Origin of the sequence: Acinetobacter lwoffii (assembly GCF_024129715.1) — a bacterium.
Taxonomy (GTDB): domain Bacteria; phylum Pseudomonadota; class Gammaproteobacteria; order Pseudomonadales; family Moraxellaceae; genus Acinetobacter; species Acinetobacter lwoffii_U.
On the sequence record NZ_JAMXXM010000005.1, the window covers coordinates 1 to 17607 of the forward strand.

Consider the following 17607-nt stretch of genomic DNA (forward strand, 5'->3'; position numbering starts at 1 on the left):
CTCAGAAGTGAAACCTCTTAGCGCTGATGGTAGTGTGGGGTTACCCATGTGAGAGTAAGTCATCGCCAGCTCATTATTCCTAAACACCCCCGACCATAAGGCCGGGGGTGTTTTTTTTATGCGTGGAATTTAGTCAAATAAATGTTATTTATGTGCTATTTCGACTGAAACATCACATAAAAATAAAATTGAGAGGCGTATACTGAACCGGTCTATGGAGCGGATATGTCCTCAAATTCATCTTCAAGCCATATTGAATATGGCTCTTCTGCTTTTAAAGCAGTGCTTTTTTCCTTATTCCTTGCTGGCTTTGCCATTTTTTCATCACTGTATTGCGTACAGCCGATGATGCCGATTCTGGCTGATTATTTCCAGGTCAGCCCGACTCAAAGCAGTTTCCCTTTATCTTTTTCTACCATTGCCTTGGCAGTTGGCCTGATTTTTACTGGACTAATATCAGACCGATTCGGTCGTAAGCCGATTATGGTCTGGTCTCTATTTTCAGTCTCAGTATTATTACTATTAAGTGCAATATTGCCGATCTGGTCCGTGTTTCTGACCACACGAGTAATGATTGGATTGACAGTCAGTGGTGTCGCTGCGGTCGCGATGACTTATATCGGAGAAGAAATTGCAGAAAAAGATATCGGTTTTGCCATGGGCTTATATATTTCTGGCACAGCGATAGGTGGTATGGGAGGGCGTTTAATTGCCGGAGTTTTAGTGGATTTTATCTCCTGGCAATCTGCCACTTTGATTATCGGTATCTTAAATCTTTGTATCGCTGGATTATTTTCTTACCTATTACCCGCTTCGCAACATTTTAAAGCCTATCCAATCAAGCTGAATCGTTTTAAAAACTCATTTAGGCAGAATCTCGCTGATCCAAAACTTCTGGTTTTATTCCTGCAAGGTTTTATCTTGATGGGCTGCTTTGTCTCGGTATTTAATTATCTGAGTTATCGCTTGATCCAAGCGCCATTTGAGCTATCTCATGTCTGGATTGGTGTGATTTCGATTACTTATTTGGCCGGTATTTATAGCTCCCCTCGAGCAGCATACTGGGGACGGCATTATGGCAAATTCAGAATATTGGCAGCCATGATCCTGATGATGCTTGTGGGCTTGTCGCTGATGCTGATCAATCAGTTGGTTGTTGTTTTTACCGGATTGCTGATTTTTACTTTTTCTTTCTTCGCTGCCCATTCTACCGCCAGTAGCTGGGTGTCGATCCAGTCGTTACAGTATCGGGCAGTCGGTTCGTCGCTGTATTTATTTTGCTATTACTTGGGTTCAAGTGTGTTGGGGAGCTCAAGCGGATTGGTGTGGGAAAATTATGGCTGGATAGGATTAACTGTGTTTATTGCCGCGTTATTACTGACGGGTTTGTCATTCAGTTTAAAACTCCGTTCAAATTAGAGATTATTTCCAAGCTTTCCTCCTCATAAATAGAATCAATTTCTTTTTTGAAATATTTAAACTTTAGATTCAAGTGACAAATAGAGCGTGATTCAGTTAGTCTCTGATTTTGTATAAATTATAATCAAGCAAGCTAGGGCCGATTCATGGTAAAATAATCGGCTTTCATCTTTGATCTTATTTTTAGATCTCCTATCATCTGCCAGCCGAGAATTGCTAGCCATGTCTACTGCTTATACCATGCAGACTGCGCCAAAAGCGTTGTTTGATTACGACAAATATTGGGCGTCTTGTTTTGACCCTGCGCCATTTTTGCCGATGTCACGCGAGGAAATGGATCAACTCGGCTGGGACAGCTGTGATTTTATTTTAGTTTGTGGTGATGCTTATATCGATCATCCGTCTTTCTGTTCAGGCATTATTGGTCGTACGCTAGAAGCACAAGGCTTCCGTGTCGGCATTATTGCACAGCCAGACTGGACCAGCGTGGATGCGTTCCGCGTTTTGGGTAAACCGAATATTGCTTGGGGTGTAACAGCAGGGAATATGGATTCTATGATCAACCGTTATACGGCTGACCGTAAAATCCGTTCTGATGATGCCTATTCACCAGACAATCAGCCAAACAAACGTCCAGACCGTGCGGCAACCGTGTATTGCCAGCGTGTCCGTGAAGCTTATCCGGATGTACCGGTATTATTGGGCGGTATTGAAGCATCCTTACGTCGTATTGCGCATTATGATTACTGGTCAGACAAAGTCCGTCGTTCAGTATTGATGGATTCAAAAGCCGATCTTTTGATGTACGGTAATGGCGAACGCTCAATCACTGAAATTATGCATCGTCTGGCACGTGGCGAGAAAATTCACGAGATTACTGATGTTCGCGGTACTGCGTTCATTGTGAATAAACACAACCGTGCCTCTAAAGCCAAATTTGTTGAAATTGCATCGAATGATGTCGATGCCATTGGCCGTGTTGATCCAATTATTAACCCGTATGTCATGACTGAAGATATCGAGGGTTGTGAGATTGAACAAGGGAAGGATTCTAGCCAGTATCAAGGTTTCCAAAAAGAACATGTCGCCAATCCGATTGTGCGAGCAGGGGATGACTTAGATCCTGATACGCAAATTGTGCAACTGCAACCGGCTTCTAAAGCGATTAAACATAAGTTACCGCCGCGTGAATTGGCCGTAATCCGTTTGCCTGCTTTTGAAGAAGTTGCTGCAGATCCAGTGCTTTATGCACATGCCAACCGTATTCTGCATCTGGAAACCAATCCGGGAAATGCGCGTGCTATGGTACAAAAGCATGGTGAACGTGATGTCTGGTTAAATGCACCGCCAATTCCGTTGACTACCGAAGAAATGGATTACGTGTTTGACCTGCCTTATGCACGTCTGCCGCACCCTGCTTATGGCAATGCACGTTTCCCGGCATTCGACATGATCAAGTTCTCTGTGAATATCATGCGTGGCTGTTTCGGAGGCTGTACCTTCTGTTCGATTACAGAACACGAAGGTCGTATTATTCAGAACCGTTCTGAAGAATCGATTCTGCGTGAAGTGGAAAAAATCCGTGATACGGCTCCAGGCTTTACTGGCATTATCTCGGACCTGGGTGGCCCAACAGCCAATATGTACCGTCTGGCATGTAAAGATCCTGAGATTGAAAAGAACTGTCGTAAACCGTCATGTGTATTCCCGGGCGTGTGCCAAAACCTGCATACCGACCATGCGCCATTGACGCAGTTATATCGTAAAGCACGTTCTTTACCAGGCATCAAAAAAATTCTGATTGGTTCAGGCCTACGTTATGACCTTGCGGTTTTAAACCCTGAATATGTCAAAGAACTTGTCACCCATCATGTCGGTGGTTACTTAAAAATTGCGCCTGAACATACCGAGAAAGGTCCACTCAATAAAATGATGAAGCCTGGTATTGGTACCTATGACCGCTTCAAGCAAATGTTTGATCGTTACAGTAAAGAAGCAGGCAAGGAACAGTATCTGATTCCTTACTTCATCGCGGCGCATCCGGGAACTACCGATTACGATATGATGAACCTTGCAATTTGGTTGAAGAAGAATGGTTTCCGTGCCGATCAGGTACAGACCTTCTATCCTTCACCGATGGCGACTGCAACTACTATGTATTACACGGGTAAAAACCCGCTGGCGAAAGTGGCGCGTTATACTGAAAATGTTGACATTGTGAAAGGTGAGAAGCGTCGTCGTTTGCACAAAGCTTTCTTGCGTTATCATGATTCAAACAACTGGCCTTTACTGCGTGAAGCCCTGAAAGAAATGGGTCGTCAGGATTTGATTGGTAATTCGAAACAGCATTTGATTCCGACTTATCAGCCTGTAGGCAGTGCAGATGGTCAGTATCAATCGGCGCGTAAGAAGAACTCGACGGTTGCCGGTGATTCGCAAAAACGTACCGGTGAGCAAGGGAATCGTAGCAAGGCTGCACAGGCTCAGTCACGTCCTTCAAATACCAAGAAACGTCCTGAACGTGGTCAAATTCTGACCCAGCACACTGGTTTGCCGCCGCGTGAAACAGGCGATGCCAAAAAACCGTTTGGTGGGCCAAAGCCCAAAGCGAAGCCCAAATCACGTGCATAATTAAGTTAATAAAAAGACACTTCGGTGTCTTTTTTTAGCTCTTGGGTAAAGTAACGTAGCCTGAGCTTGTTCGTTGAAAGTGTAAAAGAATATATTATTTGGACTAAGTTCTTTAAAAAAGTGATATAAAAATAACACTTTGTCGGAATTGTCCTACAGTTGGGCAGATATGTATTGCGATCAATTCCATGGATGTTTTAGAGTGCATTATCAGTACTTTAAATCCACTTTCATTGGCATCTAGAGAGATGTCACTTTAGGTAACATAGAATCGAGTTTTGATACCAGTTGTATGGGTATTTAAACAGATTGGTTGTTAGCTCTATTTAAAATAAAGCGTGGGTTTATACTGCACAACAATAAAACAAAAATGATTATAAGAATGCAAGGATTTAGGCATGACCACCTATATTATGATTGGGAGTTTCCTGCTCTTCTGTGTCGTGCTCATGGCATGGAAAAAGCTCGGAAATAATTCCAAACCACAAGACAGTGCGTTAAAGCAACGTGCTATTTTTAACCTGAATGAGCAATTGACCTTCACTCGCCTGAGAGAAGTCTTACCTGAATACATTATTCTGGCACATGTTTCCTATGATGCCTTAATGACGACTAAATTTAACCGGACTCGACATAAGTACCGCAACCTGACTGCAGATTTTGTAATTCTGGATCAGCAGCACCAGATTTTAGCCGTGGTGGGAGTGGATGATCCCTTAATCTTAAAGCGTCCCCAGCAGACGGGTTTTCAGGATGCATTACTAACCATGGCCGGTTATCGGGTGATTCGTTACGATGATGTGCCGGAATATTATCAGTTGCGCCAGGACTTCTTGCAGGAGCAAGCGCAAATGCAGAAAATGCCCAAATATACAGTTAGCAATGATCTGAAAAAATATTATTTATATTCGGATTTAGAGCGCAGTAAAATTAAAGCAGTCGGTTAAAACAAAAAAGCATGCCAGAAGCATGCTTTTTTTTATGAGTATCGATCTTGAAACATTATTCCGGTTTAACCGCCACGACGGTCAGCTCGACCAATACCCGTGGATCATAGAGTTTTGCTTCGACACAGGTACGAGACAGGGCTTCGATATCAGCGACCCAGGCATCCCAGACTTCATTGAAGGCTGCATAATCCTTTTCAATATCTTTCAAATAGATAGTTACCGACATGATGTGACTTTTGTCTGTGCCGGCATCTGCCAGAAACTGGTCAATAATATCTAAAGTCTGTTGGGTTTGCCCTTTAATATCCAGTTCGACATCTGTGGCCAGCTGGCCGGCAAGATGCACCAGATTACCGGCAATAGCAATTTCCGAAAAGCGTTTCGATACGTGTAAACGTTCAACTGTCATGTTGTTCATCCTGAGTTTTGGGCATCAGGGCTGCGACCAGTGCAGTCAGCAGACAACCCACCGCCAGATAGATGGCTACATAATGCCATGAACCATCCGCCCAAATCACCAGTGCCGCTGCAATAAATGGGGTAAAACCACCCCCAATGATGCTCCCCACCTGATAGCCAACTCCGGCACCGCTGTAGCGGTATTCTGTGCCAAACAGGGAGGTGAAAATCGGTTGATGGACACTGACCACCATATCGTGTGCGACGTTCGCCAGTAAAATTGCCCCCATAATGATCATCCAGGTGTTTTGTGCATCGAGCGCCATAAAAAATGGAAAGGCTGAAAGCGCACCAATCAAACCGCCCCAGACACACATTTTCTGATGATTGAATTTATCCGCCAGCCAAGCAAAAAATGGAATACTGAAACAGCTAATTACCCCGACCATCAGCGTGATATTCAGGAAGAACTGTTTGTCCATGCCTAGGTTGCTGGTGGAATAGTTCAGGGCAAAGTTGGTGACCAGATACATGGTCAGTAATTCAGTCAGACGTAAGGCAATGATATAGAAGAAAGCTTTTGGATGTTTGCTGATGGCTTGCAAGATTGGCAGCTTTTCTGGATGATGGTCTGCTTTGACCACCTTTTCTACAAATTCCTGAGATTCATCCTGATCACGGCGAATCCACATCGCCACAGCTAACAGTACGATGCTGGCCAGAAAGGGAATACGCCATGCCCACTCGGCAAAGGCTTCTTCACCCAGTGTCGCAATAATAATCGACACTGCACCGGTGGCCAATACCAAGCCAACACCATAGCCGACCTGAACGCCACTGCTATAAAAGGCTTTTTTACCCTTGGGTGCATTTTCAACTGCCATCAGAGCTGCGCCGCCCCATTCACCACCGACAGCAAAGCCTTGCAAGGCACGGCAAAACACCAACAGCACCGGAGCCCACCAGCCAATTGCCTCGAAATTTGGCAGTAGACCAATCCCGACCGTGGAAATTCCCATCAGGATTACCGTGAGTACCAGCATTTTTTTGCGGCCGAGCTTGTCACCAAAGTGACCAAATACCACACCGCCTAAAGGACGAAACAGGAAGCCGACCCCAAAGGTGGCTAGTGCCGCCAGGGTGCCCATGTTCTCGCCAATACTAGGGAAAAACTGATCTTTAAAAATTAAGGCTGCAACAATGCCGTAAAGGAGAAAATCATACCAATCGACAACAGCACCAACAAAACTAGATAGCGCAGCTTTACGTGCGCGTTGTTCTTGAACAACAGAAGAATTTACAGAAGACATGCAGGAGGGGATTCCATGAGTTACATCAGAGTTGCCCTGTAATATTCGGATTTGATCGTCACGCTAATCACAGGACAGCATGCTGAAAGTAAAGGTGATTTTCAGCATCTCAGCACATACATGGATAATGCATTGCGCAGATAGAGTACTCTAAAAAATCAAAATGTAAAAACAAAGTTGCCGTATTTTTAAACTAATGCCTAAAACGTGATCAAAAACAGTTTAAAGCAGCAATAACTGGGTTTCAGTCTCGGGGACGCTGAGCTGATATACGCCAACACCGATCAGCCGGAATTGCATCTGCGGGGCAATATGCAGATCGTCGAGCAGTAAGTCCAAGGCTTGGGCTAATTCCTGTGGGCTACGCAGCACCTGTTTAAAACTTTTACTGTGTTGCATCACCTGAAAATTCTTGAGTTTTAATTTGACCGTAACGCCGCGAGCCGAAAGCTGTTTCTTTTGCAGGCTTTGCCATACTTGTCCAAGTAAAGGTTCCCAATAGGGGCGACATTGATTTAGATGAAGGTCATCATCAAAAGTGGTTTCTTTGGAAATTTGCTGGCGCTCCCGTTCCACCTCAACCGGTCGTTCATCAATGCCTTGAGCATACAAAAATAGCCGCCGTCCATATTTGCCAAAATGCTGAATCAGTAAGGCTTCATCAATCTGTTGTAAATCGCCTAAAGTTTCTAGATTCAGGCTTTTCAGTTTTTCCTGAGTGACTTTACCGACGCCGGGAATTTTTTTCAGGGGCAGATCCTGGATAAAACGCTGTACCTGCGAAGGTTTAATCACACAGATCCCATTCGGTTTGTGCCAGTCCGAAGCAATTTTAGCGAGAAACTTGTTGGGCGCTACACCAGCAGAAGCGGTTAATCCGGTGGCTTGAAAAATATCCTCGCGAATTCGCATGGCAACTTCGGTGGCACTGGGAATCTGCTGTAAATTCTCCGTGACATCCAGAAAGGCTTCATCCAGAGACAGTGGCTCAATCAGGGAAGTATATTGCTGGAAGATCTGATGAATCTGTGCCGATACCTGCCGGTATTTGGCAAAATCCGGCTCAATCACGATAACTTGAGGACACAGTTTGCGCGCCTGCCCCATGGACATGGCAGAACGCAGGCCATAAACCCGTGCCGGGTAGGAGGCAGCCGCGACCACCGCCCGAGGATGATGCGAGGCTATCACCACAGGTAAGTCTTTCAGTTCTGGACGTTCACGCAGCTCAACCGAGGCATAAAACGCATCCATATCAATATGAATAATTTTGCGCATGTTCGCTATCTTAAGGGGCTTTAATCGGATTGGGAAGCGACGGCTGCGTTGAGTAAATAGGGCTGCGGTTCGCTGAGCAGAACGACTTTTGTCCCTTGTGTCTTGGCGGCCTGAATCAGAAGATTCAAATTTTTTGGAGTGTCATCGGCAAGGCGGGGTAGAAATTGCAGTGGCTGCTTTAAAGGCTGAAAAAAATCATCCCAATGCACTGGAATCACTACTTTGGGCTTGAACATGTTCAGGGTTTCAGTCAGATATTGCTGCTGATAGTCACTGGATTGTCTGGAGAGCTGGGCAATACCTAAAAATAAAGTATCGACCTGTAGGTTTTTAAATTGATCCGGGATAAATCCGGTACTGGCCTTGACCAGAATTTTATGTCCCGCATGCTCAATCAGGTAATCGAAACTGCCACCTTCCTTAAATTCGGAAAATTTAGCCGGAAGAGTTAAAGGCTGCAGCATTTCTTCGCCTAAATCATCATTTACCGCTGTGGGCGGGGTATGTTGTGAGGGAATGGCAGTGATCTGGAAATTTCCCCATTGCTGTACTTGCCCAGGCTTAACCGGCTGTAATTGCTGTGGAGTAACTTTAGGGTTTGCCCTAGCGATATTCAGGGTGCTAGGCGAACCGACGAGAGTAGTTTTGGGAAGCATTTCCAGTAAGGCCGGTACATCCAGAACATGGTCATAATGCGAGTGAGTGACCAGAATGGTTTGGGTCCGGCTTAATTCATGGTGTTGCACCAGTTGTTCAAGGAGTAGCCTGTCACTTTGAATAGGGCGGCTAAGTACTTGCCACAAAGATGGCCGGCTAAAGAAACCATCGATCAGGATCTGGTCGTGGCCATCATCGAGTAACAGGGTGGACACACCAAAAAATTTAACGGTGAGACCTTGAACGGATGTGCCGGTTTTTGGCTGCCACGCTTGAAAGTCACTAACTTTGCCCGAAGCTTGCAACAGATAAGCCAGTGTACCTGCGATGAGCAGCAGAACAATCACCAGACCGAGTAAAATACCTTTAATCCATTTCAAGATTTTTATTTCCTTATTTTTCTACTTTTATAAAGCGCTTGTTTTCAATCGATCGATTTTATTTGGCCTGATGAGTAGATGATGGTACTGCAATTGCATTCATTCTCAGAAAATCCAGCCACTGCTGTTCTGAGCCATAGAACACATTCAGATCCACAGTTGTACTAATGCCGGGAATTTTACCCTGATTGCTATGTTGCCAGAAGGTCCATTTGGGCTGATTGTTTAAATCGGGCAGGCCCTTATACTCGCGTACCCAGAGTGGCACTTCTGGAAAATATCCTGCCAATACAATATTATAAAATGCTTTAGAAATATAGAAAACTGGCTGTTTGCCATAATGCTTTTGCAGGGCATCGTGCATGATCTGGATTTCGTTTAGAAGCTGCTCTTTGGAATAGGTATTGATGCAATTGCTGTCATATTCCAGATCAATCACCGGCGGTAAAGCATTGGCTTGCTTGGGGACGGAGTCGATAAAGTTCTGTGCCTGAATGCTGCCATCGCGACAAAGCCGATAGAAATGATAGGCACCAACCAGAAAGCCGCGTTCCCGGGCCTTGAGCCAGTTCTCTTGAAAACGCGTATCTTTAAAGTCACCACCTTCTGTGGCTTTCAGATAGACAAAACGGTATTTTTCCGGCGAAATCTGCTGCCATTGAATTTCTTTTTGATGATGTGATACATCGAAACCCTGGATCGGATAATCTGCTGCATGCGCAGAAGGGGCTTTCATCAGGCAAAGATAAATCATGGCGATAATCATCACGGCGATCAGAATGCCAAGCCCGATGAAAAGCGGCTGTTTGAATCTGTTCAGAGCCAGATTTTTTTGCATTTTCAGTTCTTACCTGTATCTAAACCTGAGCTTAAAGGCTGCATTCGCCTGGCGTTAATATATCGTATTAAACAGGGGTGTTTTTAGGAATATGCCAGAAAATATAAGCCGCAATAATATTGATACCGCCCAAACAGATCAGTGACACATGAAAAGCAGCCACCAGATTGTCAGCGCCGTAATAGGCACTCAGCATGTTGACCAGGGTGCCTGCCAGCGCCACCCCAATACTCATTGACAGCATCATGATCATCGACAGGAAACTGTTGCCGCTACTGGCATCCTGCTGGCTTAAGTCCTTTAAAGTCAGGGTATTCATCGATACAAATTGTAGGGAATTTAAAATGCCGAAGATAAAGAAATGAATTGCACGCAGCCAGATCGGGGTGTCCGCCGTGGTCAGGGCAAAACTGGCAATACACAGACCCACCAATAAGGTATTGACCAGCAAAACCCGACGATAACCAAAACGCTGAATGATTTTTCGGATAATCGGTTTAGACGCCAGAGAGCCAAGTACCGTCGGAATCATCAATAGACCGGTAATAAAGGGCTCAAAACCAAAGGCGACCTGCAGCATAAGGGGGAGTAAAAACGGAATCGAGTTACCGCCAAGACGGGCAAAAAAATTCCCCAGAATGCCAATCGCATAAATTTTATTTTTAAAGAGCCGACTGCGGAACAGGGCGTTGCTATGCGTATGCGAATGATAGGCATACATCAGGGCCGCCAAGATTCCGACCAGAATCAGACTCAGACTCCACCACAGCGAATTTTGTGGACTGGCAAAATTTTCAATTCCCAGACAGAGTCCCACCATGGCCACAACCAGCAAGACAAAGCCCCAATAATCAAAGCGAGCGACCAGCGGTTCAATGACATTCGGCATGGCCTTAAAAGTAATCAGCGCTCCCAGTAAGCCAATCGGCAGATTGATCAGGAAAATCCATTGCCAGGACAGATATTCCACCATCCAGCCCCCAAGAGTTGGACCAATCAGGGGGCCAATCAGGCCGGCCAGGCTCATCAGGCTCATGGCAGCCAGAAACTGGGTACGGGGAATGATCTTGAGCATGGCCAAACGGCCGACGGGGAGCAGTAAGGCGCCACCCATTCCTTGCAAGATGCGATAAGCCAGTAACTCATTCAGACTATCTGACCAGGCACAGCCCAAAGAGGCCAAAGAGAAAATAATAATTGCAGCAAAATAGATATTTCTGACGCCGAAACGGTCTGCCAGCCAGCCACTCAAGGGAATACAGGCTGCCACAGACAAGACATAAGCCACCACAACACTGTGCATGCGTAAAGGATCGGCCTGTAGGTTATGTGCAATCGCGGGCAGAGCTGTATTAATAATGGTGGTATCCAGCCCCTGCATAAAAAATCCGATCGATACCAACAAGACCAGCAGTCTGAACTCGGGATCTAAGGCTTGATGCGTAGGCGTGGCATTCATAATTCTGGAAAACTGAAAATTTTGAATAGTTTAAAGGAATCAGTCGAGTCTGTCGTATATAAAGCGTGTCAACTTTTATAGCAGTGTTGTGTCAAGTAACTGCAACCGATCTGTCATGGCACTGCAATGCTCTGGTTATAAATTGGTCACGAATTCTTCATGATAGATCAACAAAAAATGAAATTAAAATTAAAGTCATTGATAGTGGCCATGCTGGCTGTGGGGATGGTGGCATGTGGAAGTGAGAATGAAAATGAAACACCGGTTCCAATCGTCGAGGCTACACCGAACTCGATCGAGTTAAGCAAATTAGCTGCTTATGAATCGGGTATGTTTGCGCAAAGTGCAGCAGAAATTCCGGCCTTTGATGCCGAGAGTCAACGCCTATTCGTGGTCAATGCCAAAGAAGGCGTATTGGATGTACTGGATTTAAGTCGACCTGATCAGCCGAAGAAAATAACATTTATCACGGTCGATGACATTGCGCCAGAGGCTGAGGTCAACAGTGTCGCGGTACATAATGGCATTGTCGCCATTGCGATTCAGGCTGCTGTGAAAACCGATCCTGGCTATGTGGCCTTATATCAGGCCAAAGACCTGAGTAAGCTGGCCCACGTACAGGTGGGTGCCTTGCCGGACATGTTGACTTTCACACCGGATGGTCAAAGCTTGCTGGTGGCCAATGAAGGCGAGCCTTCTGATGATTATCAGGTCGATCCAGAAGGTTCAGTGTCTGTCATTAGTCTGGCCAATTTAAAAGCCCCGATCGTTCGTACAGCAGACTTTAAGGCCTTTAATGGATGGGAAGCAGCATTGCGTGAACAGGGCATCCGCATTTTCGGACCAAAGGCCAGCACAGCTCAGGATTTTGAACCTGAGTACATCACTGTTTCAAAAGATGGAAAAACCGCCTGGGTTGCCTTACAGGAAAATAATGCCTTGGCCAAAATTGATGTGGCTTCTGCCAAGGTACTCGCTGTTTATCCATTTGGCTTCAAAGATCATGGCATGAAGGGTCATGGTATGGATGTCAGCGATGTGGATGGTGTCGACGGTAAAGGCAAAATCAATATTCAAACTTGGGCCAATGTCCGAGGCTTATATATGCCAGATGCGATTGCAAGTTTTGAGGTCGCCGGCAAAACCTATATTGTGTCTGCCAATGAAGGCGATGCCCGTGCCTGGGGTGAAAACAATCCTGCATATTTCAATAACGATACCAGCCAAGGCTTTGTAGAAGAATGGCGGGTGAAACACTTGGTCCATGCCAAAGGTTTTGACCGCCGTCTGGGCGATGATTTACCAGCCCATCTTCGGGTATTGGCCAAAGGTGCAGAACTCAATCCAACTAACTTTGCCTACTGCGGTGCTATTGTAGGGGATGCCAAAGACTGCCGTGAAGATCATCTTTTGGGCCGTTTAAATATTACGTGGACCGAAGGCTATCAAAAAAATGCCGATGGTACAGCCAAACTGAATGAACGGGGCAATCTGGTCTATGATCATTTATATAGCTTTGGTACACGCTCGGTCAGTATCTGGGTGGAAAATGATCAGCAGACCGGTTTAGAACTGGTATGGGATTCGGGCGATCAGTTTGAGCAGTATATTGCCAAACATCATCCTGAGATTTTCAACTTTAATCATGAAGAAGCCGGACTGGATAATCGCAGTGACAATAAAGGGCCGGAACCTGAAGGGGTGACCTTGGGGCAGATTGGTCAAAAAACCTTTGCCTTTATTGGGCTGGAGCGTGTCGGTGGCATCATGGTCTATGATGTGTCTACACCTGCATCACCAATCTTCGTGCAATATATTAATTCACGTGATTTTAAAGCAACCACAGCGCAGATTGAAATGGGACAAGCCGGTGATTTAGGACCGGAAGGTTTGGTATTTATCCCCGCCAAAGACTCCCCGAATAAGAAACCCCTCCTGGTGGTCGGCCATGAAGTCAGTGGCAGCACCACGATTTATCAATTAAATCTCAAGTAACCAAAAGCTTTTAGACTCAGGGCACTTCGGTGCTCTTTTTTGTAAGGTGACCGCATATATGACATTTTTGTCATTAAAATGAAATAAAACCGTCATAATCTTGGGCCAACTTTTCAGCAGTGCTGAAATCTCCTCGCGTATAGGTTTGTTTTTATGACAATCGAGATTTTGATGGTGATCGGCTTCTGTTTGGCCGCTTACTCTATTGTCGGAAATGATGTACCTCAAACCCTAGGGACATTTATTTCTTCGAATTCACATCGCCCATGGTGGGTGTTGTGGATTTATATCAGCTCAATTTTAATTGTCGTATTGGTCTATGGTTGGTATGCATCTGGGGTGGGTGATGCCTCATACGGTCGTTTAGAAACGATTCCTTTCCCTGAAGGTGGCATTACCTGGCTGTACATTGTGCCGCCAATTCTGCTGTTGATGCTGACCAAATACGGGATTCCAGTCAGTACCACTTTCCTGGTGCTTACGATTTTCTCTCCCGCCAGCTTAGGCTCGATGATGGTCAAATCGATGATGGGCTATGCCGTCGCCTTTATTGTAGCGATTGTCATCTATCGTTTTGTGGTCAAGCAGCTGGCACGGCATTTTGCCAAGACACGTCATCAGGAGCACTCCAAGGTCTGGATGGGCTTGCAGTGGGTTTCTACCGGTTTCCTGTGGAGTCAATGGCTGATTCAGGATCTGGCTAACATCTTCGTGTATGTGCCGCGTCAGGTACCGTTTGAATTCCTGATGTTTGCGATTGCGGTATTCGTAGTGTTGCTGGGCGTGATTCTGTATCAACGTGGTGGGGCCATCCAGAAAATTGTCGATACCAAAACCGGTGTGACCGACATTCGTGCTGCGACGATTATCGACTTCCTGTATGCCATTATCCTGTTGATCTTCAAAGAGTGGAGCAATATTCCAATGAGTACCACTTGGGTATTCCTGGGATTACTTGCAGGTCGTGAATTTGCCATGTCGATGATTCTGGATGAAGTCAACAAACATCGTACGTCACGCAATGTCAGTGCAGATGCCATGAAACTGATGTTCGGTCTGGCCATGTCGGTCATTCTGGCAACAACTTTGCCGATGTTTTATGACTTTGTGACGAATTATGGTCAATAAGTCCTGATATTAAAAATCCAATAAAAAAGCGAGCCAGGTGCTCGCTTTTTTCTTAATTGGAATGGTTTAAACCACAAATCTTTGCGGATGGCCTAAATTAGTTAAAGTTGTATAAATTTCTTCTTCGTGTTCGCAAATGATCAGTTTGGCGCGATGCTGTGGCGGTAAAAAACCATCTTCGACCGCACGGTCCAGCTGTGCAATCAAGGCATCATAGAAACCATTCACGTTATAGAGCATCATCGGTTTCTGGTGCTGGTTCAGCTGCCCCCAGGTGGCAATTTCCAGAATTTCCTCAAACGTGCCCAGTCCACCCGGTAGTGCTACAAAGGCACAGGCCCGCTCAGCCATCATAGCCTTGCGTTGATGCATGCTGGTCACCACATGTAATTCCGTGAGCTGGTTATGGGCAATTTCATAATCCAGCATAAATTCGGGAATCACCCCAACGGCTTCACCGCCATGCTGGATCATGGCATCCGCGACCTGTCCCATCAAGCCAATACTGGCGCCACCGTAAACCAGCCCGAAACCATGTTCTGCCAGTCCTTGCGAGAGATGAATGGCTTTTTCTAAATAAACCGGTTTGTTGCCTGCACGTGAACCACAATAGAGAGCCACTAGAGGGCGAGTTGTTTTTGGGGAGTTGTCTTTAAAATAATCTGTCATTTGAATTACGCTTTGCATTTATTTTCTTCACCTTATCATTTTTCTTTCTTGTGACTCTAGCTTAATTAATAAATATGACAATTCTGTGAGCAGCTGCATTTTCACTGCATTACAGCCAGGCAAAATTCATCGATAAACAGCCATGAAAAAGGGTGAATTTCGATTTGATCTTGCTATACTAAAAATTGGTTTCACAACAATAGAACGACGATGGGTAGTGGTAGTTGGCCGTTTAACTTTATAAATCTACGCCAAATAATTGATCTTATTCAATATAAAAAATTCTGTTTTGCTGTGTCACAGCGTCAGGTGATTCCATGCTGCAGTCCTGAGCTTCAGGAGCCAAGCGTATGATCTTTGAATGGATGTCAGACCCTTCAGCCTGGGTCGGTTTACTCACGTTGATTGTTCTTGAGATTGTACTCGGGATCGACAATCTGGTTTTCATTGCTATTTTGGCGGAGAAACTGCCACCCGAACAGCGTAATGCAGCGCGGATTGTGGGCTTAATGCTGGCCTTGGTAATGCGTTTGATCTTGCTGGCCTCGATTGCCTGGGTGGTCACTCTGACTGATCCACTGTTCCATATTTTTGATCATGCTTTCTCAGGTCGAGATCTGATTCTATTGTTTGGTGGGGTGTTCCTGCTGTTTAAAGGCACCATGGAACTGCATGAGCGTCTGGAAGCCAAACCGGTCATCAAAGAAGAAAATCCGGTCCATGCAGTATTCTGGATGGTGATTGTCCAGATCGTGGTGCTGGATGCCGTTTTCTCATTGGACAGTGTGATTACTGCGGTTGGCATGGTCAAAGACCTGTCAGTCATGATGATTGCCGTGATTATTGCCATCGGGATTATGCTCTGGGCATCCAAAGCCCTGATGGATTTCGTCAACAGGCATCCGACCGTGGTGATTCTGTGTCTGGGCTTCCTGATGATGATCGGTTTCTCGCTGGTGGTCGAAGGCTTCGGTTTCCATATTCCGAAAGGCTATCTGTATGCTGCGATTGGTTTCTCGGTGATTGTCGAATTTATTAACCAGACCATGAAACGCAATCAGGAAAAAATGGTGACTACTACGGATATGCGCTACCGTACTGCTTCAGCAGTGATGCGGATGCTGGGTGGTAAACCTGCTCAGGACAATGATTCTTCTGAACCGGAAGATGTTCTGGCAACCCGTGCCTTTGCCGATGAAGTCTTTAATGATGACAATGGCATCTATCATAGTGTCATGGTACAGGGGGTACTGGGTCTGTCTGAACGTCCGGTCAAATCAGTGATGACACCGCGTCCTGAGCTAGAATGGATTGATCTGGACAATGATGCTGAAAGTATCAAAGAACAGTTATTGCAGATGAGTCATTCACGTCTGATCGTTGCACGTGGTGAACTGGACAATATTGCCGGGGTGGTACTGACCCATAAAGTCCTGAATGAATACATTGAAACCGGGGTGCTGGATTTTGAAAAGCACTTACGTGAACCGGTGATCGTGCATGAAAATGCCCAGGTACTGATGGTGATGGAGCAATTGCGTCAGGCTCCATTGCAGATGGCGATTGTCCTGAATGAATATGGTTCGATTGAAGGGATTGCCACCCCAATTGATGTACTGGAAGCGATTGCTGGTGAATTCCCGGATGAAGATGAGCTGCAAGCCGCCGCAGAAAGCCTGGAAGATGGTAGCCTGATTCTGGATGGTTCTACCGATATTCGTCACGTTTCCTTATTGCTGGATCGTGATCTGGTCAATGAAACCGAAGAATATTCAACTTTATCTGGCTATGTGTTATTCCATATGGCACGTTTACCGCATAGTGGTGAAAAGTTTGAAGCAGACGGGCATATCTTTGAAGTCGTCACCATGGACGGTCATAAGATCGACAAAGTGCATATCATTCCGCAGCTTCCTGCACAGGACTAGACTCTAGCCAATGTTTGGCCTGTAAAGTTTGCTAAAATAGCCCGCATTGTCGGGCTATTTTTATGGAACTGAAATGTCAGAAGCATGTCCATGTGGACAAGGCGAATATCACAGTTGTTGTCAGCCACTGCATGTAGGGCAAAAGGTCGCAGAGACTGCACAGCAACTCATGCGTTCCCGTTACAGTGCCTTCGCCAAGCATGAAATCGATTACATCAAAACCACGACTGCGCTGGGTCAGCAACAAGCGCTGGACCTGCAGGCAATTAGTGAATGGAGTAAAGCCAATCAATGGTTAAAGCTTGAAATTGTTCAAGCCAATGAAAAACTAGATAAAAATCATGCCTTGGTCGAGTTTAAGGCACATTATCATGATGGCAAGCAGGCACAGGTGCATCATGAAGCTTCGCATTTTGTGAAGTTTGAAGGTCGCTGGTATTTTCTGGATCCGACTACAGACCATAACATCACCATGAAACAGGCCTGCATTTGTGGTTCGGGGAAAAAATTTAAGCAATGTTGTGCCGGATTCTTATAACTTTCACACAGATTTAGCTTAGAATAGC

At 45.5% G+C, this 17607-nt stretch carries 14 protein-coding genes; 7 read left to right on the forward strand and 7 right to left on the reverse strand.

What is annotated here, in order from left to right; translation table 11 throughout:
* Positions 1 to 225 precede the first annotated feature (225 nt).
* The 3 genes from NI462_RS05480 (at position 226) to NI462_RS05490 (ending at position 4997) form a co-directional block, all read left to right on the forward strand.
* A complete protein-coding gene (locus NI462_RS05480; protein WP_253159498.1) occupies positions 226 to 1419 on the forward strand; it encodes an MFS transporter in 1194 nt (397 codons plus the stop codon).
* Between the two features lie 222 nt (positions 1420 to 1641).
* Entirely contained in the window at positions 1642 to 4050 is a 2409-nt protein-coding gene (locus tag NI462_RS05485; protein ID WP_004644879.1) for a YgiQ family radical SAM protein, read from the forward strand.
* 398 nt (positions 4051 to 4448) lie between these two features.
* Positions 4449 to 4997, forward strand: coding sequence for a DUF2726 domain-containing protein (locus NI462_RS05490; protein WP_004732580.1), 549 nt, complete (start codon positions 4449 to 4451; stop codon positions 4995 to 4997).
* A 55-nt stretch (positions 4998 to 5052) separates the two neighbouring features.
* Here the strand turns inward: NI462_RS05490 and NI462_RS05495 are convergent, their stop codons facing one another.
* The 6 genes from NI462_RS05495 to mdtD form a co-directional block, all read right to left on the reverse strand.
* The gene (locus NI462_RS05495) at positions 5053 to 5409 is read right to left on the reverse strand and encodes a RidA family protein (protein ID WP_253159500.1); all 357 of its coding nucleotides are present in this window, start codon (positions 5407 to 5409) and stop codon (positions 5053 to 5055) included.
* A complete protein-coding gene (shiA, locus tag NI462_RS05500) occupies positions 5399 to 6709 on the reverse strand; it encodes a shikimate transporter (protein WP_253159502.1) in 1311 nt (436 codons plus the stop codon). The genes NI462_RS05495 and shiA overlap by 11 nt, the downstream gene beginning before the upstream one ends.
* A 222-nt stretch (positions 6710 to 6931) precedes the next feature.
* A complete protein-coding gene (dinB, locus tag NI462_RS05505) occupies positions 6932 to 7987 on the reverse strand; it encodes a DNA polymerase IV (RefSeq protein ID WP_004281020.1) in 1056 nt (351 codons plus the stop codon).
* A 20-nt stretch (positions 7988 to 8007) separates the two neighbouring features.
* Positions 8008 to 9024: an MBL fold metallo-hydrolase gene (locus NI462_RS05510; protein WP_253159504.1), complete on the reverse strand. Its 1017-nt coding sequence runs from the start codon at positions 9022 to 9024 to the stop codon at positions 8008 to 8010.
* 58 nt (positions 9025 to 9082) lie between these two features.
* Positions 9083 to 9862, reverse strand: coding sequence for a glycoside hydrolase family 25 protein (locus tag NI462_RS05515; RefSeq protein WP_253159506.1), 780 nt, complete (start codon positions 9860 to 9862; stop codon positions 9083 to 9085).
* A gap of 67 nt (positions 9863 to 9929) precedes the next feature.
* The gene (gene mdtD, locus NI462_RS05520; RefSeq protein WP_253159508.1) at positions 9930 to 11321 is read right to left on the reverse strand and encodes a multidrug transporter subunit MdtD; all 1392 of its coding nucleotides are present in this window, start codon (positions 11319 to 11321) and stop codon (positions 9930 to 9932) included.
* A 177-nt stretch (positions 11322 to 11498) separates the two neighbouring features.
* Here mdtD and NI462_RS05525 point away from each other — a divergent pair, with 177 nt between their 5' ends.
* Entirely contained in the window at positions 11499 to 13316 is a 1818-nt protein-coding gene (locus tag NI462_RS05525; protein ID WP_435574962.1) for a choice-of-anchor I family protein, read from the forward strand.
* Positions 13317 to 13469: 153 nt separating this feature from the next.
* Positions 13470 to 14444, forward strand: a complete 975-nt coding sequence (locus tag NI462_RS05530; protein ID WP_225553512.1) for a hypothetical protein — start codon at positions 13470 to 13472, stop codon at positions 14442 to 14444.
* A 66-nt stretch (positions 14445 to 14510) separates the two neighbouring features.
* Here NI462_RS05530 and NI462_RS05535 read toward each other — a convergent pair whose 3' ends face one another.
* The gene (locus tag NI462_RS05535) at positions 14511 to 15131 is read right to left on the reverse strand and encodes an LOG family protein (protein WP_004732555.1); all 621 of its coding nucleotides are present in this window, start codon (positions 15129 to 15131) and stop codon (positions 14511 to 14513) included.
* Positions 15132 to 15463: 332 nt separating this feature from the next.
* Here NI462_RS05535 and NI462_RS05540 point away from each other — a divergent pair, with 332 nt between their 5' ends.
* Positions 15464 to 17041, forward strand: coding sequence for a TerC family protein (locus NI462_RS05540; protein WP_253159510.1), 1578 nt, complete (start codon positions 15464 to 15466; stop codon positions 17039 to 17041).
* 73 nt (positions 17042 to 17114) lie between these two features.
* Positions 17115 to 17579, forward strand: coding sequence for a YchJ family protein (locus NI462_RS05545; protein WP_005263978.1), 465 nt, complete (start codon positions 17115 to 17117; stop codon positions 17577 to 17579).
* The last annotated feature ends 28 nt before the right edge of the window (positions 17580 to 17607 follow it).

Excerpts from the sequence above, each read along its gene's own strand:
- NI462_RS05535 (WP_004732555.1), bottom strand. The coding sequence starts at position 15,131 with ATGCAAAGCGTAATTCAAATGACAGATTATTTTAAAGACAACTCCCCA.
- mdtD (WP_253159508.1), bottom strand. The coding sequence starts at position 11,321 with ATGAATGCCACGCCTACGCATCAAGCCTTAGATCCCGAGTTCAGACTG.
- NI462_RS05530 (WP_225553512.1), top strand. The coding sequence starts at position 13,470 with ATGACAATCGAGATTTTGATGGTGATCGGCTTCTGTTTGGCCGCTTAC.
- NI462_RS05485 (WP_004644879.1), top strand. The coding sequence starts at position 1,642 with ATGTCTACTGCTTATACCATGCAGACTGCGCCAAAAGCGTTGTTTGAT.
- NI462_RS05540 (WP_253159510.1), top strand. The coding sequence starts at position 15,464 with ATGATCTTTGAATGGATGTCAGACCCTTCAGCCTGGGTCGGTTTACTC.
- dinB (WP_004281020.1), bottom strand. The coding sequence starts at position 7,987 with ATGCGCAAAATTATTCATATTGATATGGATGCGTTTTATGCCTCGGTT.
- NI462_RS05525 (WP_435574962.1), top strand. The coding sequence starts at position 11,499 with ATGAAATTAAAATTAAAGTCATTGATAGTGGCCATGCTGGCTGTGGGG.
- NI462_RS05480 (WP_253159498.1), top strand. The coding sequence starts at position 226 with ATGTCCTCAAATTCATCTTCAAGCCATATTGAATATGGCTCTTCTGCT.
- NI462_RS05515 (WP_253159506.1), bottom strand. The coding sequence starts at position 9,862 with ATGCAAAAAAATCTGGCTCTGAACAGATTCAAACAGCCGCTTTTCATC.
- shiA (WP_253159502.1), bottom strand. The coding sequence starts at position 6,709 with ATGTCTTCTGTAAATTCTTCTGTTGTTCAAGAACAACGCGCACGTAAA.
- NI462_RS05490 (WP_004732580.1), top strand. The coding sequence starts at position 4,449 with ATGACCACCTATATTATGATTGGGAGTTTCCTGCTCTTCTGTGTCGTG.
- NI462_RS05495 (WP_253159500.1), bottom strand. The coding sequence starts at position 5,409 with ATGACAGTTGAACGTTTACACGTATCGAAACGCTTTTCGGAAATTGCT.
- NI462_RS05545 (WP_005263978.1), top strand. The coding sequence starts at position 17,115 with ATGTCAGAAGCATGTCCATGTGGACAAGGCGAATATCACAGTTGTTGT.